At 67.3% G+C, this 26,422-nt stretch carries 21 protein-coding genes; 7 read left to right on the forward strand and 14 right to left on the reverse strand.

Annotated features, from left to right (window positions below):
* Positions 1 to 58: 58 nt before the first annotated feature.
* From NX02_RS18305 to NX02_RS18315, 3 genes are all read right to left on the reverse strand, one after another.
* A complete protein-coding gene (locus NX02_RS18305) occupies positions 59 to 2,920 on the reverse strand; it encodes a TonB-dependent receptor domain-containing protein (protein WP_245648637.1) in 2,862 nt (953 codons plus the stop codon).
* Positions 2,921 to 3,109: 189 nt separating this feature from the next.
* On the reverse strand, positions 3,110 to 4,501 hold the full coding sequence (locus NX02_RS18310; protein ID WP_025293650.1) for a M24 family metallopeptidase: 1,392 nt from the start codon (positions 4,499 to 4,501) through the stop codon (positions 3,110 to 3,112).
* Positions 4,502 to 4,774: 273 nt separating this feature from the next.
* A complete protein-coding gene (locus tag NX02_RS18315; protein WP_025293651.1) occupies positions 4,775 to 5,446 on the reverse strand; it encodes a GntR family transcriptional regulator in 672 nt (223 codons plus the stop codon).
* Positions 5,447 to 5,586: 140 nt separating this feature from the next.
* Here NX02_RS18315 and NX02_RS18320 point away from each other — a divergent pair, with 140 nt between their 5' ends.
* Positions 5,587 to 6,840, forward strand: a complete 1,254-nt coding sequence (locus tag NX02_RS18320) for an NAD(P)/FAD-dependent oxidoreductase (RefSeq protein WP_025293652.1) — start codon at positions 5,587 to 5,589, stop codon at positions 6,838 to 6,840.
* A gap of 68 nt (positions 6,841 to 6,908) precedes the next feature.
* Here NX02_RS18320 and NX02_RS18325 read toward each other — a convergent pair whose 3' ends face one another.
* From NX02_RS18325 to NX02_RS18335, 3 genes are all read right to left on the reverse strand, one after another.
* Positions 6,909 to 8,225 (reverse strand): metal-dependent hydrolase family protein, encoded by a 1,317-nt coding sequence (locus NX02_RS18325; protein WP_025293653.1) that lies wholly within the window; start codon positions 8,223 to 8,225, stop codon positions 6,909 to 6,911.
* A gap of 17 nt (positions 8,226 to 8,242) precedes the next feature.
* Positions 8,243 to 9,472: an MFS transporter gene (locus tag NX02_RS18330; protein WP_025293654.1), complete on the reverse strand. Its 1,230-nt coding sequence runs from the start codon at positions 9,470 to 9,472 to the stop codon at positions 8,243 to 8,245.
* A 94-nt stretch (positions 9,473 to 9,566) separates the two neighbouring features.
* Positions 9,567 to 10,190 (reverse strand): GntR family transcriptional regulator, encoded by a 624-nt coding sequence (locus NX02_RS18335; RefSeq protein WP_162232701.1) that lies wholly within the window; start codon positions 10,188 to 10,190, stop codon positions 9,567 to 9,569.
* A 187-nt stretch (positions 10,191 to 10,377) separates the two neighbouring features.
* On the opposite strand from NX02_RS18335, the gene NX02_RS18340 reads away from it, so the two are divergent.
* Positions 10,378 to 11,190, forward strand: a complete 813-nt coding sequence (locus tag NX02_RS18340; RefSeq protein WP_025293656.1) for a TauD/TfdA dioxygenase family protein — start codon at positions 10,378 to 10,380, stop codon at positions 11,188 to 11,190.
* An 82-nt stretch (positions 11,191 to 11,272) separates the two neighbouring features.
* Here NX02_RS18340 and NX02_RS18345 read toward each other — a convergent pair whose 3' ends face one another.
* From NX02_RS18345 to NX02_RS18360, 4 genes are all read right to left on the reverse strand, one after another.
* The gene (locus tag NX02_RS18345) at positions 11,273 to 11,755 is read right to left on the reverse strand and encodes a Ros/MucR family transcriptional regulator (RefSeq protein WP_025293657.1); all 483 of its coding nucleotides are present in this window, start codon (positions 11,753 to 11,755) and stop codon (positions 11,273 to 11,275) included.
* A gap of 274 nt (positions 11,756 to 12,029) precedes the next feature.
* The gene (locus NX02_RS18350) at positions 12,030 to 13,166 is read right to left on the reverse strand and encodes an acyl-CoA dehydrogenase family protein (RefSeq protein WP_025293658.1); all 1,137 of its coding nucleotides are present in this window, start codon (positions 13,164 to 13,166) and stop codon (positions 12,030 to 12,032) included.
* Between the two features lie 3 nt (positions 13,167 to 13,169).
* Positions 13,170 to 14,366 (reverse strand): acyl-CoA dehydrogenase family protein, encoded by a 1,197-nt coding sequence (locus tag NX02_RS18355; protein ID WP_039996679.1) that lies wholly within the window; start codon positions 14,364 to 14,366, stop codon positions 13,170 to 13,172.
* On the reverse strand, positions 14,359 to 16,410 hold the full coding sequence (locus NX02_RS18360; RefSeq protein WP_025293660.1) for a 3-hydroxyacyl-CoA dehydrogenase NAD-binding domain-containing protein: 2,052 nt from the start codon (positions 16,408 to 16,410) through the stop codon (positions 14,359 to 14,361). Before NX02_RS18360 ends, NX02_RS18355 begins: the two co-directional genes overlap by 8 nt.
* 221 nt (positions 16,411 to 16,631) lie before the next feature.
* On the opposite strand from NX02_RS18360, the gene NX02_RS18365 reads away from it, so the two are divergent.
* Positions 16,632 to 18,401 (forward strand): class I adenylate-forming enzyme family protein, encoded by a 1,770-nt coding sequence (locus tag NX02_RS18365; RefSeq protein ID WP_025293661.1) that lies wholly within the window; start codon positions 16,632 to 16,634, stop codon positions 18,399 to 18,401.
* Between the two features lie 73 nt (positions 18,402 to 18,474).
* On the opposite strand, the gene NX02_RS18370 is transcribed toward NX02_RS18365, so the two are convergent.
* The 4 genes from NX02_RS18370 to NX02_RS18385 form a co-directional block, all read right to left on the reverse strand.
* A complete protein-coding gene (locus tag NX02_RS18370) occupies positions 18,475 to 19,473 on the reverse strand; it encodes an NADPH:quinone oxidoreductase family protein (RefSeq protein ID WP_025293662.1) in 999 nt (332 codons plus the stop codon).
* Positions 19,474 to 19,489: 16 nt separating this feature from the next.
* Positions 19,490 to 20,293, reverse strand: a complete 804-nt coding sequence (locus NX02_RS18375; protein WP_025293663.1) for a tyrosine-protein phosphatase — start codon at positions 20,291 to 20,293, stop codon at positions 19,490 to 19,492.
* A gap of 17 nt (positions 20,294 to 20,310) precedes the next feature.
* Positions 20,311 to 20,781 carry a MaoC family dehydratase gene (locus tag NX02_RS18380; protein ID WP_025293664.1) on the reverse strand — a complete coding sequence of 157 codons (471 nt, stop codon included), beginning with the start codon at positions 20,779 to 20,781 and terminating at the stop codon, positions 20,311 to 20,313.
* Positions 20,782 to 21,126: 345 nt separating this feature from the next.
* Positions 21,127 to 22,389 carry a TetR/AcrR family transcriptional regulator gene (locus NX02_RS18385; RefSeq protein WP_025293665.1) on the reverse strand — a complete coding sequence of 421 codons (1,263 nt, stop codon included), beginning with the start codon at positions 22,387 to 22,389 and terminating at the stop codon, positions 21,127 to 21,129.
* Between the two features lie 130 nt (positions 22,390 to 22,519).
* On the opposite strand from NX02_RS18385, the gene NX02_RS18390 reads away from it, so the two are divergent.
* Genes NX02_RS18390 through NX02_RS18405 form a run of 4 tightly spaced genes read left to right on the forward strand, consistent with a single transcriptional unit; the run spans position 22,520 to position 25,945 of the window.
* Positions 22,520 to 23,581 carry a phosphotransferase family protein gene (locus NX02_RS18390; protein WP_025293666.1) on the forward strand — a complete coding sequence of 354 codons (1,062 nt, stop codon included), beginning with the start codon at positions 22,520 to 22,522 and terminating at the stop codon, positions 23,579 to 23,581.
* Between the two features lie 29 nt (positions 23,582 to 23,610).
* A complete protein-coding gene (locus tag NX02_RS18395) occupies positions 23,611 to 24,375 on the forward strand; it encodes an SDR family NAD(P)-dependent oxidoreductase (RefSeq protein ID WP_025293667.1) in 765 nt (254 codons plus the stop codon).
* A complete protein-coding gene (locus tag NX02_RS18400) occupies positions 24,372 to 25,175 on the forward strand; it encodes an SDR family NAD(P)-dependent oxidoreductase (protein ID WP_025293668.1) in 804 nt (267 codons plus the stop codon). Before NX02_RS18395 ends, NX02_RS18400 begins: the two co-directional genes overlap by 4 nt.
* Positions 25,169 to 25,945: a thioesterase family protein gene (locus tag NX02_RS18405; protein WP_025293669.1), complete on the forward strand. Its 777-nt coding sequence runs from the start codon at positions 25,169 to 25,171 to the stop codon at positions 25,943 to 25,945. The genes NX02_RS18400 and NX02_RS18405 overlap by 7 nt, the downstream gene beginning before the upstream one ends.
* Positions 25,946 to 26,422 lie beyond the last annotated feature (477 nt).

Below are 26,422 nucleotides of genomic sequence, written 5' to 3' on the forward strand. Positions count from 1 at the left end.
ACGATGTGCAAGGAAAAGCCGGCGGACCCCGAAGCGCCCGCCGGCAACATCCTGTCGATCAGAACTTGACGCGGGCGCCCGCGAAGAAGCGAACCCCCATGAGATCATAAAGCGAGATGTCGACATTGGCGTCGCCGACATAGGTCGTGCCGAGGATCGGCGGCTGCTTGTCAAAGACATTGTCGACACCGCCGAAGAAGGTGAAATTCTCCGACACTTCATAGTTGGTCGAAAGATCGAAATACCAGACCGGGTCGAGCTTGCCGATGCTGGTCGTCACCGTCTTGTAGGGCGTGATCGCGCCGACCATGCGGCCCTGCGCGCGCAGGGTGAACGGACCGTTGTTGTAGGATGCGTTCACGTTCAGCTTGAAGTCCGGGATGATGAAGCCGCCATTGCCCTGCGAACAGCCGCCGCCATAATGGCCGGCGCAATCGAGCGGCTCGGCGGTCGACAGCGTCTGGATCGAGCGTTCGAACATCCAGCTGGCGACGCCCTGCAGCGACAGATTGGCGTCCTCGCCGAAGAAGGTCGGCAGCGAGGTGCGATAATCCACCTGCGCGTCCAGACCCCTCGCCTTGATCGAGCCGATATTCTGCAGATTGACCATGACATAGTCGATCTGGCCGTTGGGCAGGCGCCGGATCGCCTGGCAGGTCGAGCTGTTGATGTCGCCATTGGCGAGGCAGTCGTTGAGCGTCTGGATATTGTTGATCGAGGCGACCGCATCGTCGATCCTGATGTTGTAATAATCGACGGTGATGTTGAGGCCGCGCAGGAACGGCGGAGAGATGACGCCGCCGATCGTATAGGTCTTGCTGGTTTCCTCGATGAGATTGGGGTTGCCGCCGGTTTCCTGGTTCATCCCCAGCGCGGACTGGTAGAAATTGTCGATATCGCCGGCCGGCACGCCGGTCGCGACGCAGATCGCCTTGACCGCCGCGCTGCGCGTGTCGGACGTGGCGGAGGTGCGGGCGCAGGGGTCGGCACCGCCGACATAGCCGATCGAGCGCGCCGAATAGAGTTCGCCGATGTTGGGGGCGCGGATCGCGACGTTATAGGCGCCACGGATACGGATCCAGTCGACCGGCGCATATTCGCCGCCGGCCTTCCAGGTGAAGACGCCGCCCACCGTGGAGTAATCGGAGTAGCGGGCGGCACCTTCGAAGGCGAGCGTGTCGATGAAGGGCATGTCGCCGAGAATCGGCACGCGGATTTCGCCGAACACTTCCTTCACGTCGAAGCTGCCGGACAGCGCGGTCTGAGATCCCGTACCATATTCGCCGGCAAGATCCTGCGCGCTGGGCGTGAACGCGTAGCGATCCTTGCGATACTCGGTGCCGAGCGCGACCGCGACCGGCCCGGCGGGCAGTTCGAGCAGGGTGCCGCTGATCGATGCGCCGGCGACCTGCCGGACGAACTCGTCTTCCGAGCGCCGGATCGGCGTCAGGAAGACACCCGCCTCGGGCGAGATCGCGTTGAGGCCGAAGATGTTGACGGGCACGCAGCCCAGGATCTGCGTGCGGCACACCACCTGGCCGGCGCCGTTGGTGACCGTATCGAGGCCGAGGCTGAGGCGGGTCTGCGAGATCACGCCTTCGGCGCGCGTATCGGTGCGGTTTCGCTGATACTGGTAGAACGCGTCCCAGCGCCAGTTGTGGCCGATCATGTCGAAATCGCCGCGCACGCCGCCCGTGAACGCAAGCTGGTTGCGCTCGTAGAAGGAGTTGCGCGTGCCGAGTTCGTCGGCGCGACGGCCCGCGCCGACGATCGATGCCGTGCCGTCGCCATCGGCATCGAAGATCGCGGCGTTCGCCGCGAAGAAGTCCCGCACGGCGGCCGGCAGCCCCGGATTGGTGGCATAATTGGGCACGAGCAAGGTCTGCGAGGCCGCACCGGGGGTCACCGGCGCGAAGGAATCGGGTGCCAGACGCGAATCATTCTTCGAATTGATGTAGAACGCCTCGCCATAGGCAGTGATGTGATCGCCGACATCATAATGCGTGAGCGCAGAGACACTGCGGCGCTCCTGCGGACGCTGCAGATAATTGAGCGGCGCATAATTGTAGGTGTCTTGCGGCTGGCAATAGGGCAGCGGCGCGCCATTCTCGCCGAAACGGATGCCGGTGATGTTCGGGCAGGCCGCAGTCGGCGTGACGTTGACCCCGACGAGTTGGTCGCGTTGCGCCTGGCTGAGACCGATGCGGGTACCCGGGATGTTGCCCGAACCCGAATAGGTCAGCGCGCCGTTGATTTCGGCCAGCGGCGTCCGGCTGTAGGCGCGCGACGACTGGAAGAAGGGCTCCTGCTTGGCCCAGGTCGCCGCGACCGTCACATTGCCGCGGCCGTCGCCGGTGCTGGCGCCGTAGGTGAGGTCCAGCTTGTAGCTTGCCGCATCGCCGCGCCCGGTGATGCCCGTTTGGGCCGCCATTTCGACGCCCTCGAACGCGTCGTCGAGGATGAAATTGACCGCACCGGCAATCGCATCCGAACCATAGACCGCCGAAGCGCCGCCGGTGATGATTTCGACGCGCTTGATCAACGCATCGGGAATCGAGGCCAGATCGACTTCGCCGCCCGAATTGGCCGGGATGAAGCGGCGCCCGTTGACGAGCACGAGGCTGCGCGAGGAGGACGGGCTCTGCGCACCGGGCTGGTTGAGCCCGCGCAGGTTGACGGTAAGGACGCCGCTGCCGCCGCCGATGTTGGCGGCGGAGTTGTTGCCCGAGGCAAGCTGTGGAAATTCGTTGAGCGTCTTTTCGAGCGAGACATTGCCCGAGGATTTGATCTCGGATTCACCGACCACCGTCACCGGGCTGGGCGCGGTCAGGTCCGAACGGACGAGGCGAGATCCGGTAACGACGATATCGCCGCTCGCAGAGGCCTGAGGTTCGGTGATACTTTCGGCTTCTTGTGCCACAGCCGGCTGTACTGCCGCCAACGACAGAGTCCCGAACATCGTCGTGCAGAACAGCATCCTGCGATGCAACCGTCGGGAACAGCTTATATTGCGCGATCCAATCATGCCAAATCCCCTTTTTTGTCCGATAGGAATCTCGAAGACGCACCTCTCCTGTCAGATCGATTTTCTATTCTTCCATCGATGCATTCAGATCTGGATGAAGGCCCACTCTTCGGACCATGGCAGGCGCGACATCTGCCGCGAGGGGCCGGTCTCCTGGACGATAAAGCCGTCGGAGAAATTGGCCCCGGTGCCGGTTTCCGGATCGAACATGCCCGGTTCGACCGAGAACATCATGCCGGTGTCGAGCACGGTATGGTCGCCGAGCGCCAGATAGGGCGGCTGGTGGCCTTCCATGCCTTCGCCATGCGCCGGGCGATGGTAGATATATTTCTGCATGCCCGCCGCGATCTGCATCTTGTGGATTTCATAGGCGACGTCGGAGCACAGCGTGCCCTTGCGCGAGAGATCCTTTTGCATCAGGCAGCCGTCGCGCGCGGTCTTCCACACCTTCTCCATATGCCCGGTGCGGGGCGCGATCATATAGGGCCGGTAGAGTTCGCCGCCGCAGCCGCCGATGCGGACCACGCCCGCCACCTGGATCGCCTTGCCGCGCTCGATCTTGTTGTAGTGAAACTGGTTGGGATGCGGATAGCCCGTCGCCTGCCCCACGCGGCAACCGATGCCGACGCTTACGCCCACCGCCTGATGCGGCTTGCCCGTCGACCTGAGATCTTTCATCACCAGTTCGGTGCCGAACTTCTCCGCCGCATTGGCGACTTCATAATCATAGAGATCGGTGCCGTGCGTCATGATCAGGTCACGCGCGAAGCAGTGGATCCGGTCGAAATAGGTATAGGCGCGGCGCGTGAGCTGGATCTCGAGCGGGTTCTTGCGCTGGCGCATAAACATGCAGTCGGCGGCGGCGGAGACCATCGGCCCGCCAAGCACTTCGACCACCGGCTTCTGCCTTGACGGCACAAGCTCCCGATCGACCGCCAGTTTCTTGCCGGCGAAGCCCCGCTTCTTGAGGCCTTCGAGCAGCCACACCCAGAGATCGCGGGTCGGCCCCTTGGTCAGCTTGCCTTCCTGCGGCATCGCACCGGCCACATCGAGCCAATCGAAGTACATGTCGCCATCTTCATACCACCAGGTCTGGATGAGATCGCGATCGAGCGCCGGATAGAACCAGATCGGGTGCGTGCCCTTGGTCGGGATGAAGCAGTGGATCATCCGCTCCGTGGTGGTGAAGAACAGGCCGGTAAAATAGATGACGTTCCACTGGTCGGTGAGCAGGATGCCGTCGAGCCCCGCCTTTTCCAGCATCGCCTGGAGCGTCTGCGTCCGCTCCTTGCTCCAGCTCAGCGGCAGCCGATCGATGGTGACGTCCGGCAAATCATCCTTCGGCAACAGCAGTTTTGCGGATTCCGCGCCCGTCGGCAGCGTTCGTGTTTCGCCCTGGGCCGCCGCGGTGCCGCCCCATGTGGACGCCGCGGCGGCCGCCAGTCCGCTGCCGAGGAAATGCCTTCTCTGCATCATGACCGCCCCCTGATTCTTCAAACTGTATACGGGATACGATATACGTTGTCGGGAATGTGTCAACGTGCTGTCCCAACATTGTCATGAGCAAGCGCTACCGACCCACGCCGCTCCCGGTCGGGTTGATTCCGGACGATGCTGAGAATGGCGCGGCGTCGGCGTTGGCGACGCGCGCGCGTTCGGCCGGGCGCGGTCGGGCGGCGCCGGCCGCGCTCCGGCCATCGCCACATCGCGCTGGACGGCGCAGGCGCCGCCCAGGATTCAAGGATAGTGTTAGGGCTTGCCCGCCGGCGCGGCGTCATCCCGCGGCAATTGCCGGCGCAGGTCTTCGAGCGTCTGCCCGATATGATCGTGCATCAACCGCTGCAACGTGTCGGTGTCCCGCGCGAGCCATGCCTTGAAGATTTCCCGATGCTCGTCATTGGCGCGCTCATCGCGCCCGAGCGGTTCGAGATGCTTGCGCACATAGCGTTCGGACAGGACATGCAGCCGTTCGAGAATGCTGTTGGTCACGAAGCTTCGCGACGGACGGATCAGCGCCAGATGGAAGGCGCGGTTGAATGCCCCCACCCCTTCCCCATGCTCGTCGGTCACGCGATAGAGCGTCTCCAGCGTGTCGGTGGCAAAGGCGCGCTCGTCATCGGTGGCGCGCGTCGCCGCCCGCGCGACGGCCGCGGGCTCCAGTGTCAGGCGCAGGTCGAACACTTCCTCGGCTTCCTCGGTGGAGAGCGGCCGGACGAAAAAACCGCGATTGGCCTGCGCGCGCACCAGCCCTTCCTGTTCGAGCCGTCCCAGCGCCTCGCGCAACGGTATCTTGCTGACACCCAGTTCCGCCGCAAGCGCATCCTGACGAATAGCGCCATCCCCGGCGACCGCACCCGATAAAATCCGATCCCTTACAAGTTCCACCAACTGATCCGAGAGATTACGAACGACGAGACTCATGCTATTTCCTACAACTTCATACTGACAAACTTCTGTCCCGATTGTTCGACGGGCGCAATTGCCGGCAGCACCGCAGCATCCCCATCGACTCAAACTGGCAGTCCATTGCCAGAAATTCGTATACGATATATGGATCGCGGATGGCAGAGAAAAATCGTGCGGGTTCCACAGCCATCGTCATAGGCGCCGGGGTCATCGGTCATGCCTCGGCGATTGCGCTGCAGCGTGCGGGCTTCGCGGTGACGCTGGTCGCACCGCCGACGGGCCCCGAGGCAAGCTGGGGCAATGCCGGCCATATCGCGATCGAACAGGTCGAGCCGCTGGCATCCCGGGCGACCATTTTGTCGATGCATCGACGCCTGTTCATGCGCGGCGGCGCGCTGGGCCTGCCGCCGCGCGATATTTCGGCATGGCTGCCTTTTTCGATGCGGTTGGTGCGATCATCCGGCGCATCGCGTTTCTCGGCGGGCGCGCATGCCCTCGGTACCATGCTGGGCGTGGCGCTGCCCGCCTGGCGCACGCTGCTCGAAATGGTGGGCGCAGGGTCGCTGCTGCGCGAAGCCGGCCATTTCGTGCTGTGGGAGAGCCTGGCGACAGCCGATGCCGGGCGCAGGCGCTGGGCGCAAACCAACATCGGCACCACCCGCTTCCGCGACGCCACCACCGATGAGATGGCGCAGATCAAGCGCCATTTCCAGGTGGAGGCGGCGGGCGCGATCCGCTTTGCCGGAAGCGGCCAGATCGCCGACCTTCGCCAACTCGCCCGGGCGCTGGATGCGGGTTTCCATGCCGGCGGCGGTCAGAGACGGCTGGGCCGTGCGATCCGGCTCGAACGGCAGGGCGACCGCGCCGTCGCGCATCTCGACGATGGTGCACGGCTCGACGCCGACGTCATCCTTGTCGCTGCAGGCGTCGGCTCACGGCATTTGCTGGAGCCGCTCGGCCACCATGTCCCGATCATCGCCGAGCGTGGCTATCATATCCAGATGGCCGCGCCGGGCTGGCCAGAGAATCTGCCGCCGATCGCCTTCGAAGATCGATCGATGATCGTGACCCGCTTCGATTCCGGGCTGCGCGCGGCGAGCTTCGTGGAATTCGGCCGCGAACAAAGCCCGCCCGATCCCCGCAAATGGGCAAGATTGCGGCGCCATGCCGCCGAACTCGGCCTGCCCGTGGCAGACGACACATGCGAATGGATGGGCGCGCGCCCCACGCTTCCGGACTATCTGCCCGCCATCGGCCGGAGTTCGGCAGCGCCCAACATCCTCTACGCTTTCGGCCACCAGCATCTCGGCCTCACGCTGGCCGCGGTGACGGGCGAAGCCATGGCCGCCATCGCGACCGGCGGTGTCGCGCCATTCGATACCGCGCCGTTCACGCTCGAACGCTTCTGATGGCGAAGGGGGCGCTACGGTCCTGGGCCCCTCACCCTTTCCCCCTGAAAAGGATGAGGGGCCGGCGATCAGGGATTGACCAGCCTCACCGGCTGCTCGATCCCTCCGCGCTTGTAGACGATGCCGCCCTTCATCACGAAGTCGATCGTCTCGACCAGCTTGATGTCGGCGATCGGATCGCCGCGCACCGCGACGATGTCGGCGTAGCGGCCGGCCTCGATCTTGCCGATGTCCGGCGACCCGACGAGATCGGCGCCGCCGCCGGTGGCCGCGACCAGCACGTCGATCGGCGCCATCCCCGCCTCGACCATCAGGGCCGCTTCCTTGGGATTCTCGCCCGCGCCGGTATCGCTGCCGAAACCGATCTTCACGCCGGCCTTGTAGGCGGCGGTCAGCTTGGCGCTGCCGGTGCCCATCGCCAGCACTTTCTTCACGGTCAAGGGATTGAGCGTTTCCGGGCGCTTCTGCGCGGTTTCGTAGAGCTTGCGGGTGGTGAGCAGCGTCGGCACGAACCAGGTGCCGCGCGCCTTCATCAGCGCCCAGCTTTCGGCATCGGCATAAGTGCCATGCTCGATCGAATCGGCGCCCAGCCGCACGGCATCGTCGATCGCCGCCTTGCCATGGCCATGCGCGGCGAGCTTGAGGCCCAGCGCGTGCGCGGCTTCCGCCGCCGCCTGGATCTCGGCATTGCTCATCAGCTGCGCCTTGGGATCGTCACCGCTGCTGACCACGCCGCCCGACGGCATGATCTTGATGACCGACGCGCCGAGCTTGTGCTCCTTGCGGACGAGCGCGGTCACTGCGTCGGCACCGTCCGCCAGACCGGCACCGAATTCGGGCCGCGACACATCCGATGCCAGGCCATGGCTCCAGTCATTATGGCCGCCGGTGGGGCCGATCGCCTCGCCCGCCACCCACATGCGCGGGCCGACGATCGAGCCGCGGTCGATCGCGGTGCGCAGCGCGACATCGGCGCCATAGAGGCCGCCGAGATCGCGGATCGTCGTCACCCCCGACAGCAGGATCGCCCGCGCGTTGACCGTCGACGCGAGCGCCACGTCGAGCGGCGAATAGGTCATCGTCTTGGCGATCGGATTGCCCGTGCGCGGCAGCGAGGTGATGTGGGTGTGGCCGTCGACAAGGCCGGGCATTACGGTCTCGTCCTTGAGATCGATCACCTCGGCACCGGCCGGGGTGACGTGGCCCGGCACCACCGAGACGATCCGGTCGTCCCTGATGACGATGCTCGACGGGCCCTGCAGCACGCGCTTCTCGCCATCGAACAGCCGGCCGGCATGGATCACCCGATCCTGCGCGGCGGCGCCGCCCGCGCCCAACACCAGCGCGAGCAGCGCTGCACCCGCCTTGACCCCATGAACTTGCATATTCGCCCCCTTCGGCATCACGTGATCGAAACCTGTCCGCCGCGCGCGCGCGCGCCATAGGGGCTGAGCAGCAGCACCAGCCCGGCGGCGCACATGCAGATGGGAACGCCGACCGCGAGGATCGCGGTGTAGGATCCGGTCTGGTCGTACACGAAGCCGAAGGCGAGCGGCCCCAGCCCCATCGCCACCATCACCGCGGCGAACAAGGTCGAGAAGATCTGCGCGAAGCTGCGCAGCCCGAAATAGCGGCTGGTGAGATAGGCGAGCATATCGACTTCCGCCCCCAGGCTGCCGCCCAGCAGCAGCGCCGCCGGCAGAAAGGCCCAGAGCGGCAGCGGCAGCGCGAGCAGTGCGAGGCCGATGGCGGAGAGCGAGAAGAACAGGAAGGCGATGCGCCGCGCATCGTGCCGATCGACCATGAAGCCGATCAGCAACCGGCCGGCAAAGGCGGCCATGCCGAACAGCGAGGCGATCCACGCCGCCTCCGCCGCCGGGACGCCGCGATCCAGCAGCAGCGAAACGAGGTGCGGGATCAGCCCGTAGAGCACGAAGGCGAGCACCACGAAGATGCCGCCCAGCACCCAGAAATCGGGCTTGCGCATCGCCTCGCCCATCGTGGCGCCCTGCACGCCCGCATGCGCCTCCGGCCGGTCGTGCGGCGCTTCATGCGCGGGCGCCTCGCGCAGCACCAGCAGCGTCAGCGGCACGGTGGTCGCGAGCAGGAGCACGCCGAGCCCGATATAACCCGCGCGCCACCCCATGTCCGCGACCAGCGCCTGCGTGAGCACGGGCACATAGGCGAAGCCGAGCCCGGTGCCGCTGCCGGCGATGCCGATCGCCAGCCCTCGCCGGTGATCGAACCAGCCGGTGATGATCCGCATATAAGCGGTGCTGTTCGATCCCACCGCGATCGTACCGATCGCCACATAGAGCGCGATGAACTGCCAATAGGCCTGCACGAACCCCAGCCCGATCATGCAGCCGGCGAGCAGCAGCACCGACGGGATGAGCACCCGGCGCGCGCCCAGCGTATCGATCAGCCGGCCGGCGATCGGCATGCAGGCGGCGGTCGCCAGCATCATGATCGAGACCGCGGCGCTGATCTCGGTGCGGCTCCAGCCGAATTCGCGCGCCAGCGGCTCGGCGGCGATGCCCAACGAGGAAAGCCCGAAGGCAGCCGGACCGGTCGAGATCCCGAACAGGCTGACGATGACGACCAGCCATGGCCGGATGCGTGAATTGGGCATGTGCGCGAAATCCCCGAAGCCGCATCTATGCGTGCGGGGCTTACGATAGGGCCGTGCCGATCCCTGTCAATGTATGACAATCATACATCGATCGTCACGATCGGCCGCGCAGCGCCGATCCACCCACCCGATCGAGAAAGGCGGTGACTTCGTGCTCGGCTGCGTCCGCATCGCCGCGGCCGATCGCCGCGATCAGCAGTCGCTCGGCCGCCAGCGTCGCCTCGCGGTTGGCGGCGATGCGATAGAGTTGCTCGCGGCCCAGCCGGAAGGCGTCGTCCACCAGCGCCGCGCAGCGCGCCAGAAGCCGGTTGTCCGCGAGCAGACGGATCTCGTCGCGCAGGCGATAATGCGCCGTCGCGAAGCTCTTGGCGCGGCCCGCCTGATGCGCCGCGGCCATCTTCTCGATTTCGCGCTCCATTGCGGAGATGCCGGCGCCCCCGCGCACCGCCACTGCCGCTTCTCGCGCGATCGCGATGTCGAGCACCCGTCGCGCCGCCAGCCGTTCCCGCCGCGCCGACGCATCCTCGCGCGGCAGCGCATAGCCGCGATCGGCGGGGTCGAGCACGCCCTCCCGCGCGAGCCGGATCAGCGCCTCGCGCACCGGCGTGCGGGAGACGCCGAAGCGTTCGGCGATATCCACCTCGATGATGCGGTCGCCCGGCGCGATCGCGCCGGCCTCGATCTGATCGCACAGCCGCGCCGCAACCTTGTCGCTCAACCGCTCCGTCGCTCGCTTGGCCATAATTTCCCAGTCGTCTCGCTCGCCCGTGTACCGCGCGGGCCCGGCACTGACAAACCCCCGCCTCCGACAGGCTGCATCGGCCGCAATGTATACATTCAGTATACATTGCGTATACATTGATGGTCGAATCAGCGCTCCGGCCCGGCCGGACAGAGGAGAATCCATGGCCTACCGCACGATCACCGCCGAACAGCTCACACCGCGCATCGGCGCCATCGTCTCGGGCATCGATCTCACCGCGCCGCTTTCGGCCGGGCAGGTGGCCGACCTTCACCAGGCCATCGCCGACCATCAGGTGATCTTCTTCCGCAACCAGCCGCTCGATCCGGTGTCGCTGAAGCGGCTGGGCCTCCATTTCGGCAATCTCCAGGCGCACGCGCTGAAGGGGCTTCCCGACCATCCCGAAGTGCGCAAGCTCCACGCCGACGAGACCTCGAAGCATGTCGCCGGAGAGGAATGGCACAGCGACATGACATGCGCGACGAAGCCGCCGATGGGCAGCATCCTCTATCTTCACACCTTGCCCACCGCCGGCGGCGATACCGCCTTTTCCAGCATGTATGCCGCCTATGACGCGCTGTCTGACCGGATGAAGGCCTATCTCGAAGGGCTCACCGCCACGCACGACGGCCGGCTGGCGTTCGGCCGCTTCGATCCGACCGGAAGCTATCCGGTCGCCGTCCACCCGGTGATCCGGGTCCATCCCGTCACCGGCCGCAAGGCGCTGTTCGTCAACAAGGGCTTCACCAGCCACATCAACGAATTGCCGCCAGCGGAGAGCGAGGCGGTGCTCGACTTCCTCTATCGCCATGTCGAGAACGCCTATTTTCAGTGCCGCTTCAAGTGGGAGCAGCATTCGGTGGCGTTCTGGGACAATCGCTGCACCCAGCATTTGGCGATCTGGGATTATTTCCCGCAGGTCCGCTCAGGCTTCCGCGTCCAGATCGAAGATCCGGATCTCGCTGCCGCGGCGTAAAGGCACAGCCGATCATCGAAGCCACCGCAGCTTTCCTGCGGTGGCTTCGGCATATGGTTCCGCCGGCAGGCGCCGGCGCTCGTCAGCGCGGCCGCTTGGTCGGGGGTTTATTCGACGTGGAGATGCCCAGCTTCCGCCGCGTCGGCTTGGGGGCCACGGCCAGCGCCTCGGCGGGTTTCGGCTTCCGCCCCAGTCCTGCCGCCAGCGCCAGTTCCTTGCGGCGCGCGGAATAGTCCGGCGCGGTCATCGGATAGTCGGCGGGCAGCTTGTACCGTTCCCGATAGGCCTGCGGAGTCAGGCCATGCGCCGAGAGATGCCGCGTCAACGTCGCATAGGGCTTGCCGTCGATCATCGAGATGATCTTCGCAGGGTTCGCGAGGCTTTTCCGGAGCGTCGTGGCAGGCTCATAAACGACCTCGGCAGGCGCCGGCGCAGCTTGCAGGCCTACAAGCGCCCCATGAACCTCTGCGATCAGCCCACCGACATCCCCGATCGGCAATTCATTGTTCGCAACATAGTTGGCGACGATGTCCGCCGTCATTTCGGTGAGATCGGATTCAACCAAACGAAGTCTCCCTTGTGCCGCGTACGCGAGGCACGCCGTCTCTCTGCTCGCTGAACAGCGCGGCCATGGTGCCATGTTCTTGCGACGATGGCGACCTCTCTCGGTCGCGACCACGCAGGATTGCGCCGCATGACGCAGGCAATGCGCGCCAACGGGTCGGCCGATCCGGCAACTCCCGCTTCAGCACCTTGCCGAGGGCGCCCCACGGCGGATCATCGCGAAGCACGACGACCGCCGCCGGCGTATCGCCTGGCCGGCGCGGCTTCGCGCCGTCTCAATAACCCGAGAGCCGGGCGAGACGATCGGCGTGGAAGTCGGCATCGCCGAACAGTTCGGCAAGCACGCGCTGCCGCTTCATGAAGAAGCCGATATCATATTCGTCGGTCATGCCGATGCCGCCATGCATCTGCACGCCTTCCTGCACCGCGAGCAGGCTGGCGAGGCCCGCCATGCCCTTCGCCACCGAGACCGCGCGATCGGCGCCCTCGCTCCCCTCGTCGAGCAGTTGCTGCGCCTTGAGCACCGCGGCGCGCGCGACTTCAAGCTCGGCATAGAGATGCGCGGCGCGGTGCTGCAGCGCCTGGAAGCTGCCGATCGCGACGCCGAACTGCTTGCGCTCGCGCAGATAATCGACCGTCATGTCCATCGCGCCGCCGCCGACACCGAGCATCTCGGCCGCGGCACCGGCACGCACCGCGCCGAGCACGCGGTTCAGCGTTTCCCTGCCCTCGCCCACGGCGCCGATCACCGCGTCGCCATCCACCTCGACGCCGTCGAAGGCGAGCCGCGCCGCCATGCTGGCATCCGCAAGGCGGTCGGCGCCGATTGAGAGCCCCGCGACATCCTTTTCCACCGCGAACAATGTCACACCGCCCGCGTCGGCATCGCCGCCCGCGGTGCGCGCGGCGACGATCAGCAGGTCGGCGACATGGCCCAGCGGCACGAAGCGCTTGGCCCCGCTCAGCCGGAAGCCATTGCCCGAAGGCTCGGCGCGCAGCCCGATCGATTGCGGCCGATGCCGCGCGCCCTCGTCGACCGCGAGCGCCGCCACGGTCTCGCCCGCGGCAATGCCGGGCAGCCAGCGCTCCCGCTGCGCCGCGCTGCCGTCCTTCAGCGCGGTCACCGCGCCGATCGCGGTGCCGAGAAAGGGCGACGGCGTGAGGTTGCGTCCGACCTCCTCCAGCACGATCCCCGCCTCGACATGGCCGAGCCCGAGCCCGCCGTCCGCCTCGGGAATCAGGATGGCGTTGAACCCCATCTCGCCGAACTGCCGCCACAGCGCCGGCGAGAAGCCCGCCGCGTCACCGGCATCGCGCAGCGCGCGCATATGGCCGACCGGTGCCGCCCCGGCGACGAAGCCGCGCGCGGTATCGGCGAGCATCGCCTGCTCATCGTCATGGAACATCGGCATGGCTCAGGCTCCCGGCAGGCCAAGGATGCGCTTGGCGATGATGTTGAGCTGGATCTCGGACGTGCCGCCCTCGATCGAATTGGCCTTGGTGCGCAGCCAGCTCCGCGCGGCGGCACCGCCATGCGATCGTTCGCTGTCCCATTCCAGCGCGTCCGATCCGCCGGCCGCCATCGCCAGTTCGTGGCGCTGCTTGTTCAGCTCGGTGCCGTAATATTTCATCATCGACGGCTGGGCGGGATGCGCCTTGCCCGCCTTCAACTGATCGATGAAGCGTTCGGACATCGCCCGGAACGCCTCGGCACGCAGCTCGAACAGGGCGATGCGCGCACGCAGCACGGGATCGTCGAGCCGACCGTCGGGCTCGGCGCCGAGATGCGCGAGCGCCATTTCCCCCAGCGACGCCTCGCCTGCGCGCAATCCCATGCCCGAGATCATCTCGCGCTCATGGCCGAGCAGATATTTGGCCACATCCCAGCCGCGGTTGAGGTCGCCGACCAGATTGTCCTTGGGCACCTTCACATCGTCGAAGAAGGTCTCGCAGAAGGGCGAATAGCCCGAGATCAGCAGGATCGGCCTGGTCGAGACGCCGGGCGAGGCCATATCGAACAGCACGAACGAGATGCCTCCATGCTTGTTCTCCGGATCGGTGCGGACGAGGCAGAAGATCCAGTCCGCCTTGTCGGCATAGCTGGTCCACACCTTCTGACCGTTGACGAGGAAATGATCGCCCTTGTCCTCCGCGCGCGTCGCGAGCGAGGCGAGGTCTGATCCGGCATTGGGTTCGGAATAGCCCTGGCACCAGCGGATTTCGCCGCGCGCGATCTTCGGGAGATGATCGCGCTTCTGCGCCTCGCTGCCATATTTGAGCAAGGCCGGCCCGAGCATCGAGATGCCGAACGAGCTCAGCGGGCTGCGGCAGCCGAGCGCGGCCATCTCCTGCTGGAGGATCTTCGCCTCGGCCGGCGCCAGCCCGCCGCCGCCATAGGCGGCCGGCCAGTCGGGCACCGTCCAGCCGCGCGCGGCCATCACGTCCAGCCATTGCTTCTGCGCCGGGGAGGTGAAGCGCGCATTGCGTCCGCCCCAGCAGATATCGGCCTCCGAACGCATCGGCGTGCGCATCTCGGGCGGGCAATTCTCGATCAGCCATGCGCGCGTCTCCGCGCGGAAGGCGTCGAGCCCGGTCTGCACCGCCTCACCCATTGAAGGTCTCGCCCTTCGCTGCCCTGGCCTTCAGCAGCTCGGAAACGCGCAGTGCCGGCATCCGCGCGGCATGCTTCTCCAGCCCCGCGACGACGGTATCGAGGCCGATCGTATCCGCCCAGAACATCGGGCCGCCCGTCCAGGCCGGCCAGCCATAGCCGTTGAGCCAGACGATATCGATGTCCGAGGCACGCTGCGCGATCCCCTCTTCGAGGATCAGCGCGCCTTCATTGACCATCGGGTAGAGCAGCCGCTCCAGGATCTCCTCGTCGGAAATGCTGCGCTGTTCCGTGCCCGCTTTCGCGGCGAAGTCGGCGATGATCGCCTCAGCCTCGGCCGAGGGGGTGCGGTTGCGGCTGGCGTCATAATCGTAGAAGCCGCGGCCGTTCTTCTGCCCGCGCAGGCCCGCTTCACAGAGCCGGTCCCGCAGCGTCTCGCCGTTCGATTTCGCCGGATCCCAGCCGATGTCGAGCCCGGCGAGATCGGCCATCTGGAACGGCCCCATCGGGAAGCCGAAATCGAGCAGCACGCGATCGACATCGACCGGCCGCGCGCCTTCCATCAGCAGCGCATTGGCCTCGCGCTGGCGCGGCGACAGCATGCGGTTGCCGATGAAGCCGTGGCAGACGCCCGAGACGACCGCGATCTTCCCGATCCTGCGTGCCAGCCCCATGCAGGTCGCCAGCACCGCCGGCGCGGTCTTCGCCCCGCGCACGATCTCGAGCAGCTTCATGACGTTGGCGGGGGAGAAGAAATGTAGGCCGATCACCGCTTCCGGCCGGCTGGTTGCCGCGGCGATCTCGTCGACGTCGAGATAGCTCGTATTGGTCGCGAGGATCGCGCCCTGCTTGACGATGGCGTCGAGGCGGCCGAACACCTCCTTCTTGATCTCCATCAGCTCGAACACCGCCTCGATCACGAGGTCGCAATCGGCGAGGTCGGCATAATCGAGCGAACCGGCGAGGTTGCCCATCGCCTTTTCCACCGCCTCGGCGGTCATCCGCCCCTTGGCCGCGCTCGCCTCGTAATTCTTGCGGATGATGGCGATGCCGCGATCGAGCGCGGCCTGCTCGCGCTCGATGATCGTCACGGGGATACCCGCGGTCAGGAAGTTCATCGCGATGCCGCCGCCCATCGTGCCGGCACCGAGGATGCCCACCTTCGCGATCGGCAGCGTCTGCGTGTCGGCGGGCAGCCCGTCGATCTTGGCCGCCGCGCGCTCGGCGAAGAACAGGTGGCGCAATGCCCTGGACTGGGTACCGTTCATCAGCTTGAGGAACAGCGCACGCTCCTTCGCCACGCCCTCGGCATAGGGCAGCGCCACCGCCGCCTCGACCGCCTGGATGCAGGCTTCCGGCGCCTCGAAGCCCTTCAGCCGCCGCGCGTTGGCCTTGCGGAACGCGGCGAAGGTGGCGGCATCCGCGCCGGCGATGCGATCGGCGCGCGTGCTCGCGACCGGATGCGCGTCCTTGTCGGCGACGGCGCGCGCAAAGGCGATCGCCTCGGCGAGCAGCAGATCGTCCGCGACCAGCGCGTCGACCAGCCCGATCGCCGCAGCCTTCTTCGCCGGGATCGGATCGCCCGTCACGATCATCGCCAGCGCCGGTTCGACGCCGACCACGCGCGGCAGCCGCTGCGTGCCGCCGGCGCCAGGCAGCAGCCCCAGCTTGACCTCGGGCAGGCCGAGCTTCGCCGATGCGGCAGCGATGCGATAATGGCAGCCCAGGGCGACCTCCAGCCCCCCGCCGAGCGCGGTGCCATGGATTGCGGCGACCACCGGCTTGCCGCTCGCCTCGATCGCGTCGATCACCGCAGGCAGGCCGGGTTCGCGCGGCGGCTTGCCGAATTCGGTGATGTCGGCACCGGCGAAGAAGGTGCGGCCGGCCGCGGCGATCACCACCGCCTTCACCTGCGGGTCGCCTTCCGCTTCGGCAATCGCCGCGGCCAGCCCCTGCCGGACATCCGCGGAGAGCGCGTTCACCGGCGGATTGTCCGAGGTGACGATCAGGACGTCGCCGTCGCGGCGCGTGGTTATCGCAGGCATGTCTTCTCCTTGGGCGGTCGTTCGGCGAGGGCCGACCCGGCGAGGATGCAACGCCGCGCGACGATCCGCCACGCTGCCGCCGAAGCCCCTCTCCGAAACATACCCTCTTTCTTAATTTCTCGACTCATCGTCGTGATGAAGCTAGGGATAATCACTGTGATGCGGAAGAATCAAGGATAAGCCGCACATACCGACATTTGAGATTGTAGGGAGAGGTGCCGATGCCCACCGAGGATATGGCGGCCGTCGCCGTCCGTGAGGGCGCCGCCATGTGGCCCGCCATGTCGATCGAGGAGGCCACCCGCCGGCTCTGCGCCCCGGGCGCGCTGTTCGAAATGGAGACGGTCTCCATCGCCGGCGTGCCGACGCGGACCTGGAAGAACCAGCCACCCACCTTGGCCGCGCTCGCGAAGGCGGTGCATGCCGGCTATGCCGACCGTGAATTGATGGTGCTGGAGGGTGATCGCGTCACCTATGATGGCTGGTTTCGCGCCGTGGCCGCCCTGGCCGCAAAGCTGGCGGAAGCGGGCATCGGCAAGGGCGACCGGGTGGCGATGGCGATGCGCAACCTGCCCGAATGGCCGGTCGCCTTCTTCGCGATCGCCAGCCTGGGCGCGATCGCGGTGCCGCTCAACGCATGGTGGACCGGCGCCGAGCTTGCCTATGGCCTCACCGATTCGGGCGCCCGCCTGCTGATCTGCGACGGCGAGCGCTGGCAGCGCATCGCGCCGCTCGCGGAAGGAATCCCCACGCTGCAGGCTGCCTGGGTCGCCCGCGTCGGCGCGACCGAACTGGCCGGGATCGCCCGCGCGTTCGAGGACGCGGTCGGCCCCGTCGCCGGCTATGGCGACCTGCCGCCGGGCGAATTGCCGGCGGTGGACATCGCGCCGGACGACGATGCGACGATCTTCTACACCAGCGGCACCACCGGCGCGCCCAAGGGCGCGCTGGGCACGCATCGCAACATATTGACCTGCAGCCTGGCCAACGCCTTCTCGATCCACCGCTCGCACCTGCGCCGCGGCGAGACCCCGCCCCAGACCACGCCGCGGGTGACGCTGCTCGTCATCCCGCTGTTCCATGTCACCGCCTGCAACGCCGTGCTGATGGGCACGCTGGCGACGGGCAGCAAGCTGGTGCTGATGCGCAAATGGGATCCGCTGGTGGCGCTCGGCCTGATCGAGCGCGAGCGGATCAACAATGCCGGCGGCGTTCCCACCATCGCCTGGCAGATCCTCGAACATCCCGAGCGTGCACGCTTCGACCTCTCCTCGCTGGAGACGATTGCCTATGGCGGCGCGCCCTCCGCGCCAGAGCTGGTGCGCCGCGTCCATGGCGATCTCAACGCGGCGCCCAACAATGGCTGGGGCATGACCGAAACCTCCGCGACCGTGACGCATCATGGCGCCGAGGATTATCTTCACCGGCCCGACAGCTGCGGCCCGCCCCTCCCCGTCTCCGACCTGCGCATCATGGCGCCCGACGGCCGCACCGAATTGCCGGTGGGCCAGGTCGGCGAACTGTGGGTGTCGGGGCCGCAGGTGGTGAAGGGCTATTGGCGCAACCCGGAGGCGACGGCAGCCACATTCGTCGATGGCTGGGTGCGCACCGGCGACCTCGCCCGCCTCGACGACGAAGGCTTCTGCACGATCGTCGACCGCGCCAAGGATATCGTCATTCGCGGCGGCGAGAATATCTATTCGACCGAGGTCGAGAACGTCCTCTACGCACATCCTGCGGTGACCGACGCGGCGCTGATCGGCCTGCCCCATCGCACATTGGGCGAGGAACCGGGCGCCGTCGTCCATCTCGCGCCGGGCGAACAGGCGACCGAGGCCGAACTGCAGGACTGGGTGCGGGAGCGGCTGGCGCCGTTCAAGGTGCCGGTGCGGATCGTGTTCGCGCACGATACCTTGCCGCGCAACGCCAATGGCAAGATCCTGAAGACCGAACTCCGCCCATTCTTCGAGCCGTTCCGCTCCGGCGTCTAGGGGCCGCAGCGGAACGACGTTCCGGAGATGAACGGCTGGACAAGCATCCCTGCCGACCGACAGGCGATCGGTGCTACGCCACCGTCACCACCACCTTGCCCACCGCCCGGCGGTCGGCGAGCCACCGGATCGCATCGCCGCCTTCCGCGAGCGGCCACGACCGGTCGATGCGCGGGCTGATCTGGCCCTTTTCCCACCAGTCGAACAGTTGCGCGACGTTGGCGCGGTTGCGCTCCGGCTCGCGGCGGGCGAACGCGCCCCAGAACACGCCGCGGACATCGCAGCTCTTGAGCAGGGTGAGGTTGAGCGGCAGCTTCGGAATGCCGGCGGGAAAACCGACGACGAGATAGCGCCCTTCCCATGCGATCGATCGCAACGCAGGCTCGCAATAATCGCCGCCGACGGGATCGTAGATCACATCGGCGCCGCTCTCGCCCACCGCCTCCTTGAACGCCTGCGCCAGCGCCTTGGACTGTTCCGGCGTGAAGGGCGCGCGGCCATAGAGCAACGTCGCATCGGCACCGGCCTCGCGCGCGGCGGCCGCCTTCTCCTCGCTGGAGACCGCCGCGACGACGCGCGCGCCCAGCGCCTTGCCGATCTCGATCGCCGCCAGCCCGACGCCGCCCGCGGCGCCCAGCACGAGCAAGGTCTCGCCGGGGCGCAGCGTGCCGCGATCCACCAGCGCATGGATGGTGGTGGCATAGGTCATCAGCAGCGCCGCCCCTTCTGCCGGATCGCGTCCGTCGGGGAGCTTGAAGGCGCGCCCGGCCTCCAGCACCATCTGTTCGGCGAGGCCGCCATGGCCGGTGACCGCAATCAGCCGGTCGCCGATCGCCCAGCCCTGCACATCGGCGCCCACCGCTTCGACGACGCCGCTGATCTCGCTGCCCGGCGCGAAGGGACGCTGCGGCTTGAACTGATATTTATCCTCGATGATCAGCACGTCGGGATAGTTGATGCCGCAGACAAGCACACGCACGCCCAGTTCGCCCGCCCCCGGCACGGGTACCGGCAGATCGAGCAGGGACAGGGTTTCGGGGCCGCCAACCGCGGTGGAGACAAGCGCTTTCATCCGGTTTCCTCTCTTCTCAATCCTGCTCGACGAGCCGCGCGCGCAGGCGCGCCACGACCTCGTCGTCCACGCCGATCGACGCAAGATAGGCGGAGATCGTTCCGTGCCCCCGCGCGACCGCGTCGAACGCGGCGGCGATATAGCCGGGATCCGCCGCCATCATCGCCGCGATCGCCTCGGGCGGATAGCGCCGTCGAAATTCCTCATCGCCGCCGGTGCGGACAACGGCGCGCGCCATGTCCCCCGCCTGCCGGCCCGGAATGGCGCTCGTGAACGCATAGTCCACGGCGATTTCCGCGCGGTCGACGCCCAGCGCCGCGAGCAGCAGCGCAACCGCAACGCCGGTACGGTCCTTGCCCGCCGAACAGTGGATCACGCAGGGCGCGGCGCCGTCCGCGACATGACGGATGATCGCGCCGAACGTCTCGCCCATCGCGGTCGGCATCTCCGCGTAGAAATCATGCATCAGCGCCTGCGCGCCCGCCGCTGTCGGCGGATAGTCCAGCGCCATGTCGACCAGGCGGCGCTTGTGGCCGGGGCGAAAGACGTGGGTGATCGACGCGGGGTCGGTCCAGACGGTGGGATCGGCTTCCCGCTCGCGCCGCGCGCGCAGGTCGAAGATGGTGGTGACGTCCAGCGTGGCGAGGCGATCGAGATCCGCTGCGGTCAGCTTCGACAATCGGTTCGAGCGATAGAGCCGCCCGCGCCGGATCCGGCCGCCTCCGCTGACGGCATAACCGCCGAAATCACGAAAGTTGCGCGCCCCCTCCAGCCCGATCAGCCGCCCGGCCAGACCTTCGGGGAGCGCGATGCCGTGCATCGGTCAGAGCGCGCGGATCATGCCGCGACGACGAACTGGGTGATCCAGCGCGCGACGAGCGCGGGCGCCTCCGCCCCATCGACCAGCAGTTCGACATCGAGCGTCTGCTGGAAACGCCCGGGCTGCTTCTCGACGAGTTCGGCAACGGTGAAGCGCGCCCGCACGATCGCGCCCGCACGCACGGGCCGCACGAAGCGCACCCGATCGAAACCATAATTGATCCCCATCGCGATCGGCGGCTGCGTCGGCCGCGGCGCGCGCTCGTGGAGGTGCGGCAACAGCGACAGCAGCAGGAAGCCATGCGCGATCGTGCCGCCGAACGGCGTCGCCGCGGCGCGCTCGGGATCGATGTGGATGAACTGGCGGTCGAACGTCGTCTCGGCGAACGCGTCGATCATCGGCTGATCGATCAACAGCGTTTCCGAAACATAGGTCCGGCCGACCAGCCGGACGGCGACATCCTCGTCCAAGATCGTTTCAGGTGCCATTCGCGCACTCCCTTGTCGTCGCTGTTTGGCCGCGGTTGTCGTGCGGGGCAACTGAAAACGACGTGGACGGATGATTTTTCGTAAAACAGGTATGCTCGGGCAGGCGGCGAAGCGGATGTGCAATATACTGCATTCCGGCTTAATTCCGGCAGGCGACTTGCCTTCCTTCCCGTTCGTCCCGAGCGAAGTCGAGGGAGCCGTCGAGCGAAGCCGAGACGGGGGACACACTCCGGGCGGGGCTCGGTTCTCGGCTGCGCTCGAACCACCCCTCGACTTCGCTCGGGGCGAACGGGGCAGGGATCAGGGGTTTAGGAATCCCGGTATGCCCACCCTCGAGCCCGCCCTTCAATCCCCAGCCAGCACATGATCGTCGAACATGCCGTCCATGATCACCGACGCGTAGATCGCGATCGCCCGGTCGCGCGGCAGGCGGGATGCCCATTTGCGCAGGTCGAACGCCGCATTGAGCATGGCGATGATCATCTGGCTGGCGACCAGCGGATCGACCACGCGCAGCGAACCCTCCGCCGCCCCCTCGGTGAGCGTGCCGGCAAAGCGGAGCGCGGTGCGGTTGGAACGCTGGACGACCTCGAGGCGCACCGGCGCCGGCAACGCCTGCAACGCGGTGGTGCGGGTCAGCGGCCAGCTCGCCTCGAACTGGATGTCGAGCAGCGAGGCGATCGCGGTCGACAGGCTGTCCCACTCATTGCTGCGGCTGCAGTGCGCGCGGCTCTGCATGTTGGCGACGCGCTTGTAGCTGCGCCGGAAACATTCGAGCACCAGATCGTCCTTGGCGTCGAGATGGTGATAGAAGCTGCCCTTCGTCACCTTCAGCTTCTCGACGATGCGTTCGACCGAAGCGCCGCGATAGCCGCTCTCGTTGATCAGCTGGGTCGCGACGCGCAGGAAATTCTCGCGCCCGCCTTCCCCCGCGCCGAAATCGCCGCTGTCCTCCGCCAGTGTCCGCGGCCGCCACACCGCGCCCGGCACCGCCATGCCCCTGGCGAGGATGTCGAACAGCCGCTTGGTGACGCGCGGGAAATCGTCCAGCGCATATTGGCTGATCCAGATCGGCAGCCAGAACACCAGCTCGAGCAGGATGTGCGCGCGGGCGGTGAGCAGATCCTTGTGCGCTTCATCCGCCGGCGCGCCGAAGAAGGCGCGCACCTCGCGGAACAGCGCCTGATACTGCTTCTCCAGCGGCACGCGCAGCGGCTCTTCCAGCGCGCGCACGTCCGAAAGGCTGGCGAGCGGCCGGGCATCGCCGCGCAGCACGGCGGCGCGCAGTTCGGCATGGAGTTGGACGAAGCGGCGGACACGCGCCTCCGGCGTCGCCTCGGCGCCTGCGACGCGAACCATTTCGGTCAGCCGCTCGGTCGTCCGTTCGAAGACGGCGGCGGCCAGCTGGTCCTTGCGGCGGAAATAATAGGTGACGCTGGTGGTGTTGAGCCCGACCGCGCGCGCGACGTCGAGCAGCGCGGTGCCCTTCGCGCCGCGCTCGTTGATCAGGTCGGTGGCCGCGTCGAGAATATCGTCGCGCTTGCGCTCGAAGCGTTGTCGACTGCGCGGTGCGCGCAGCGGGGCAGTCGGAGCGGTTTCGGTCGTCATGGATAAACTCTTATGCCCGATGCCGGCGGATCACAAAGCCGTATCGATGGTATGGCGCTCAGCACTTGCAAAACAGAACAATTTGAACATAGGGTATCACCAATTACGACAATGATAGCGATCTGCGAGGATGACGATGGGAGGCCAGGACGGCGGTGGCGCGCGCGTGCCCGCGGCGGACTTCGACGCGACGGCGCTGGGCGCATGGTTGTCGGCGCATGTCGGCGGATTCGGCGCCGTCACCCGCATCGCCAAATTTCCGGGCGGCCAGTCCAATCCGACCTATCGGGTTGAGGATGGCGCGCGCGCCTATGTCGTTCGCCGCAAGCCGTTGGGCGCCATCCTGCCCTCCGCCCATGCGGTGGAGCGCGAATATCGGCTGATCGCGGCCCTCCATCCCACCGGTTTCCCGGTCGCCCGCCCCCATGCGCTGTGCGAGGATCCGGCGGTGATCGGCGCCCCCTTCTATGTGATGGAGCTGGTCGAGGGCCGCACCTTCTGGGACGGGGCGCTGCCCGAATCGGCTCCCGCCGAGCGCCGCGCGATCTACGAACAGATGGTCGACGTGCTCGCCGGTCTCCACATGATCGATCCGGAAGCGGTCGGCCTCGCCGACTATGGCGCGCCGGGCAATTATTTCGACCGGCAGGTCCGTCGCTGGACCAAGCAGTATCGCGCCTCGCAGACCGACGAGATCGAGGCGGTCGAGCGGCTGATCGCCTGGCTGCCAGCGACGCTGCCGACGCAGGCGCGCACCTCGATCATCCATGGTGATTACCGCATCGACAACATGATCTTCGATGCCGCCGCCCCGCGCGTGCTGGCGGTGCTCGACTGGGAACTGTCGACCCTGGGCGATCCGTTCGCCGACTTCGCCTATTTCGCGATGAACTGGGCCTTGCCCAGCGGCGAGCGGCGCTCGCATCTCGGCGGGCTCGATCTCGCGGGGCTGGGCATTCCCGATCTCGACGCGATCAGCGAACGCTATTGCGCGCGCACCGGCCTCTCCGGGGTCGGCCAGCTCGACTGGTATTTCGCCTACAACCTGTTCCGCCTCGCCGGCATCGTCCAGGGCATCCGCAAGCGCTTTCTCGACGGCAACGCCTCGAGCGCGGAGGCCGAGGAGGCCTCGAAACGCGTCCGGCCGCTCGCCGAACAGGCGTGGGCGTTCGCGGTTCGCGCCGGCGCCTGAGCCGCACGCACCTACCAAGGGAGAGAGTGATGGAATTGTTCGACCTGAAGGGCAAGGTCGCGGTCGTGACCGGATCGTCGCGCGGCATCGGCCGCGCGATCGCCGAGGAACTGGCGGCGCATGGCGCGAAGGTGGTGATTTCCAGCCGCAAGCAGGATGCGTGCGAGGCGGTGGCGGCGGAGATCAACGCGAAGCACGGGCCGGGCGCGGCGACGGCGATCGCCGCCAGCATCTCCTCCAAGGAGGCGCTGCAGGAGATGGTGGCGAGCACGCAGCGCACGCTCGGCCCCATCGACGTGCTCATCTGCAACGCGGCGAGCAATCCCTATTACGGGTCGATGGACGGCATCTCGGACGAGCAGTTCCGCAAGATCCTCGACAACAACATCCTCTCCAACCACTGGCTGATCCAGCTCGCGCTGCCCGACATGCGCGCGAAGCGCGACGGCGCGATCGTGGTGATCTCGTCGATCGGCGGGCTCAGGGGTTCGGACACGATCGGCGGCTACAACGTTTCCAAGGCGGCCGATTTCCAGCTCGTGCGCAACTATGCGGTCGAGAACGGCCGGCACAATATCCGCATCAACGCGATCGCGCCCGGCGTGGTGAAGACCGATTTCGCGCGCGCGCTGTGGGAGGATCCCGCCACGCACGACGCCACCGCCAGCCGCACGCCGATGCGCCGGCTGGGCGACCCGCGCGACATCGCCGGCGCCGCGGTGTTCCTCTCCTCGCAGGCGGCGGCGTGGATGACCGGCCAGGCGATCGTGGTCGACGGCGGCGTGACGATATGAGCGGCGTGCTTTCGGGCAAGGTCGCGGTGGTCACCGGCGCCGCGTCCGGCATCGGCCGCGCAAGCGCGCGCCGCTTCGCCGCGGCGGGGGCGCGGGTGCTCGCCTTCGATCGGGCGGCGGCGGTGGATGAGGTTGCCGCCGGGATCGGCGATGGCGCGATCGCGATGGAGGGCGATGCCGGTGCCGAGGCGGATGTGGCGGCCGCGATCGAGCGCGCGGTCGACGCCTTCGGGCGGATCGACATCTTCTATGCCAATGCCGGCATCGTCGGCCAGGCGTCCGGCGGCATCTTCGACACGACGCCGGAGGTGTGGGCGGAAACCTTGCGGGTCAACCTGATCGGCCCCTTCCTCACGGTGAAACATGCCGCGCCGCGGATCGCCGGCTTCGGCGGCGGTGCAATATTGTGCACAGCCTCGGTCGCCGGGCTGCGATCGGGCGCCGGGCCTGCGCATTATTCTGCATCCAAGGCGGGGGTGATCAACCTCGTGCAGACCGCGGCGCAGCAGCTTGCCGGCACCGGCGTCAGGATCAACGCGATCTGCCCCGGCCTGATCGAGACCGGCATGACCCGTGCCGCCTATGACCATGCCCGCGCCGCCGGCAAGCTCGACCGGATCGGCCAGCTCAACCCGCTGCTGCGCGGCGGCGAGCCCGAGGAGATCGCGGAGGTGGCGCTGTTCCTCGTCTCCGACGCGGCGAGCTATGTCCATGGCCAGGCGATCGCAGTGGATGGCGGGCTCTCAACCTCGCACCCCACCGTCAAGCGCCCCGGCGACCAGCGCGGTGCGGCATGGTAGGCATCGCCGCGCTGCTCGACGCCGCCGGTCGCGATCCCGGCCGGCTGGAACTCGACCTGCCCGAGGGCTGGACGCAGGGCCGAACCGCCTATGGCGGGCTGAGCGCGGCGATCGCCTATCGCGCCGCGCGCTCCGTCCAGCCCGATCTGCCGCCGCTCCGCGCGGCGCAGATCGCTTTCGTCGGCCCGGTTTCCGGTGCCCTCTTCGCGCAGGCGACCTTGCTCAGGCGCGGCCGGACGAGCGCCTTCGTCCGCGCCGACCTGTTCAACGGGGATGCCGTGGCGCTGAGCGCGACCTTCCTGTTCATGGACGAACGCGCATCGGAGGTGCAGTTCGACGCGCCGGCCATGCCCGAAGTCCCCGCCCCCGAAGACGCGGCGCCGGCGATGCGCGACGGCGCGCCCGCCTTCACCGAGCGGCTGGATTATGGCCATGGCCTGCCGTTCAGCGAACGCGGCCACCCCGAACTGCTCCGTTGGGTGCGCCTGCGCGACCGCGACGGCCTCGACGCGGCGACCGAGATGCTGCTGGTCGGCGATGCCTTGCCGCCGGGCGCCACACCGCTGATGCCCCGCCCTGCCCCGATCAGTTCCGCCAACTGGACGGTGAACCTGCTCACCCCGGCGCCGGCCACGACGGACGGCTGGTGGCTGCTCCAGTCCCGCGCGGAACATGCCGCCGGCGGGGTCAGCAGCCAGGCGATGCGGGTTTGGAACCGGGCCGGCGCGGGGGTGATGACGGGCAGCCAGACGGTCTCGATCTTCGGTTGACCCGTCGAGGCGGACACGCTGCGCGGATCGCTCGACAGCTTGAACGTCTCCGAGCGGCGAAGGATGATCGAACGCATCGCCGGCGTGCGCCGCGATCATGCCCGCCAGCGGCCAGGCCGGCGCGAACACGATGCCTGGGGTCGGTGCGGCCATCCATCGTGCCATTCGGCGCAGGTGGACGGGACTGCCGTCATGCCTGCGTCGAGGTATATAGTCAGGACGAGGACGGCCGCAAAGATACGCAATATGTAAATATATGACCACAAACCCCTTCACATGCGTAACTGGCGGGGATATCTGAAAGCCGCAATGGCCGATCGGCGCGGCCGATGACAACTACCGGAGAGAAACTTGGCGACTGCTCCCGACAGGATCGCGCTCGCGCATCCCGACCGGCGATGCGGACTGCCGCCCTATCTCGAATCGAAGACGATCCTGCTGGCGGGCGAACCGGCCAAGCTGGCGCCGTGACCGAGA

Source organism: Sphingomonas sanxanigenens DSM 19645 = NX02, assembly GCF_000512205.2.
Classification (GTDB): Bacteria; Pseudomonadota; Alphaproteobacteria; order Sphingomonadales; family Sphingomonadaceae; genus Sphingomonas_D; species Sphingomonas_D sanxanigenens.

What these genes read in the sequence shown, in the direction of transcription:
- NX02_RS18310 (WP_025293650.1), bottom strand. Translation starts at nt 4,501, where the DNA reads ATGATGCAGAGAAGGCATTTCCTCGGCAGCGGACTGGCGGCCGCCGCG.
- NX02_RS18315 (WP_025293651.1), bottom strand. Translation starts at nt 5,446, where the DNA reads ATGAGTCTCGTCGTTCGTAATCTCTCGGATCAGTTGGTGGAACTTGTA.
- NX02_RS18320 (WP_025293652.1), top strand. Translation starts at nt 5,587, where the DNA reads ATGGCAGAGAAAAATCGTGCGGGTTCCACAGCCATCGTCATAGGCGCC.
- NX02_RS18325 (WP_025293653.1), bottom strand. Translation starts at nt 8,225, where the DNA reads ATGCAAGTTCATGGGGTCAAGGCGGGTGCAGCGCTGCTCGCGCTGGTG.
- NX02_RS18330 (WP_025293654.1), bottom strand. Translation starts at nt 9,472, where the DNA reads ATGCCCAATTCACGCATCCGGCCATGGCTGGTCGTCATCGTCAGCCTG.
- NX02_RS18340 (WP_025293656.1), top strand. Translation starts at nt 10,378, where the DNA reads ATGGCCTACCGCACGATCACCGCCGAACAGCTCACACCGCGCATCGGC.
- NX02_RS18350 (WP_025293658.1), bottom strand. Translation starts at nt 13,166, where the DNA reads ATGCCGATGTTCCATGACGATGAGCAGGCGATGCTCGCCGATACCGCG.
- NX02_RS18355 (WP_039996679.1), bottom strand. Translation starts at nt 14,366, where the DNA reads ATGGGTGAGGCGGTGCAGACCGGGCTCGACGCCTTCCGCGCGGAGACG.
- NX02_RS18360 (WP_025293660.1), bottom strand. Translation starts at nt 16,410, where the DNA reads ATGCCTGCGATAACCACGCGCCGCGACGGCGACGTCCTGATCGTCACC.
- NX02_RS18365 (WP_025293661.1), top strand. Translation starts at nt 16,632, where the DNA reads ATGCCCACCGAGGATATGGCGGCCGTCGCCGTCCGTGAGGGCGCCGCC.
- NX02_RS18370 (WP_025293662.1), bottom strand. Translation starts at nt 19,473, where the DNA reads ATGAAAGCGCTTGTCTCCACCGCGGTTGGCGGCCCCGAAACCCTGTCC.
- NX02_RS18375 (WP_025293663.1), bottom strand. Translation starts at nt 20,293, where the DNA reads ATGCACGGCATCGCGCTCCCCGAAGGTCTGGCCGGGCGGCTGATCGGG.
- NX02_RS18380 (WP_025293664.1), bottom strand. Translation starts at nt 20,781, where the DNA reads ATGGCACCTGAAACGATCTTGGACGAGGATGTCGCCGTCCGGCTGGTC.
- NX02_RS18385 (WP_025293665.1), bottom strand. Translation starts at nt 22,389, where the DNA reads ATGACGACCGAAACCGCTCCGACTGCCCCGCTGCGCGCACCGCGCAGT.
- NX02_RS18390 (WP_025293666.1), top strand. Translation starts at nt 22,520, where the DNA reads ATGACGATGGGAGGCCAGGACGGCGGTGGCGCGCGCGTGCCCGCGGCG.
- NX02_RS18395 (WP_025293667.1), top strand. Translation starts at nt 23,611, where the DNA reads ATGGAATTGTTCGACCTGAAGGGCAAGGTCGCGGTCGTGACCGGATCG.
- NX02_RS18400 (WP_025293668.1), top strand. Translation starts at nt 24,372, where the DNA reads ATGAGCGGCGTGCTTTCGGGCAAGGTCGCGGTGGTCACCGGCGCCGCG.
- NX02_RS18405 (WP_025293669.1), top strand. Translation starts at nt 25,169, where the DNA reads ATGGTAGGCATCGCCGCGCTGCTCGACGCCGCCGGTCGCGATCCCGGC.